This window comes from Streptomyces sparsus (genome assembly GCF_054776295.1).
Genome location: NZ_BAAHCA010001205.1, coordinates 1 through 1238 on the forward strand (window position 1 = coordinate 1; position 1238 = coordinate 1238).

At 77.3% G+C, this 1238-nt stretch carries 1 protein-coding gene; it reads right to left on the bottom strand.

Annotated features, from left to right (window positions below; genetic code table 11):
• A partial coding sequence (locus ACYVE9_RS27425) for an SUMF1/EgtB/PvdO family nonheme iron enzyme (RefSeq protein WP_461030588.1) occupies positions 1-1131 on the bottom strand: 1131 nt, incomplete at its 3' end.
• Between the last annotated feature and the right edge of the window lie 107 nt (positions 1132-1238).

The following is a 1238-nucleotide window of genomic DNA, read 5'->3' on the forward strand; positions in this document are numbered from 1 at the left end:
GTCCGCGTCACCCCACGGATGGCGGAGGTCGCGCCCGGTCTCCGGGTCGTGCCGGGCGGCCTTCTCCCACTCCGCCTCGGTCGGCAGCCGCCGGCCCGCCCAGCGCGCGTAGGCGTCGGCCTCGTACCAGGAGACGTGCAGCACCGGCTCGTCCGGCGGCACGGCCTCCACCCGGCCGAACCTGCGCCGCGACCAGCTGTCGCCCTCCCGGCGCCAGAAGAGCGGGGCGGTCATGCCGGTGCGCCGCACCTGCGCCCAACCGTCCGGGTGCCACCAGCGCGGGTCCCGGTAGCCGCCGTCGTCGACGAACTCCAGGTAGCTGCGACACGTCACCGGCGCCGCGTCCAGCCAGAAGGCGGGCACCTCCACCCGGTGCGCGGGGCGCTCGTTGTCCAGCGCCCACGGGTCGTCGGTGGCGCCCATGGTGAACGGGCCGCCCGGCACCAGCACCTCACGCGGCAGCGCCACCGGATCGGCGGCGGGCGGCGGCGGGTCCGCCAGCACCGCCGGCCCGCGGCGGAGCTGGTGGGTGGCGAGCATCGTCTCGTCGTGCTGCTGCTCGTGCTGCGCGACCATGCCGAAGACGAAGCCGCCCGCGCACAGCGGCGGCCCCTCCAGCGGCACCCCGGCGAGCACGTCCAGCGCCCGCTCCCGCACCTCGCGGAGAAAGGCGCGGGCTTCGTCGGGGCGGAGCATCGGCAGCCCGGGCCGGTCGGCCCGCGGGGTGCGGACGGCGTCGTAGACGGCGTCCAGGTCCGGCCGCAGCGGCGGACGGCCGCCCGCGCCCCGGAGCAGCCAGATCTCCTCCTGGTTGCCGACGTGCGCCAGGTCCCACGCGAGCGGCGACATCAGCGGCGAGTGCTGCGCCATGAGTTCCGCCTCGTCGAGGCAGTCGGTGAGAGCCAGGGTGCGCTCCCGCGCCTCGACCAGCGCGGCGTGGGCCCGGTCCCGCGTCGAGGCCGGCTCGCCGGACGTCCAGGAGCCGGTGGGGCGAGCGTCGGTGGGGTAGGCGTCGGTGGGGCGAGCGTCGGTGGGGTGGGCGTCGGTGGGGTGGACGCCCGGCGTTCGGGTGTCGGACGGCCGGGGGGACGTGCGGTCCTGCTGCGGGTAGGTACGGTCCTGCTGCGGCATCACAGGGCTCCTAGTCGGTCGTCGGCGGGGCACCGGCCCCGCTCGGCGTAACGCTCGGCGAAGTCGGCCACCGCCCGGTGCGGCACCCCGCCCGGCTCGCTGCGGCC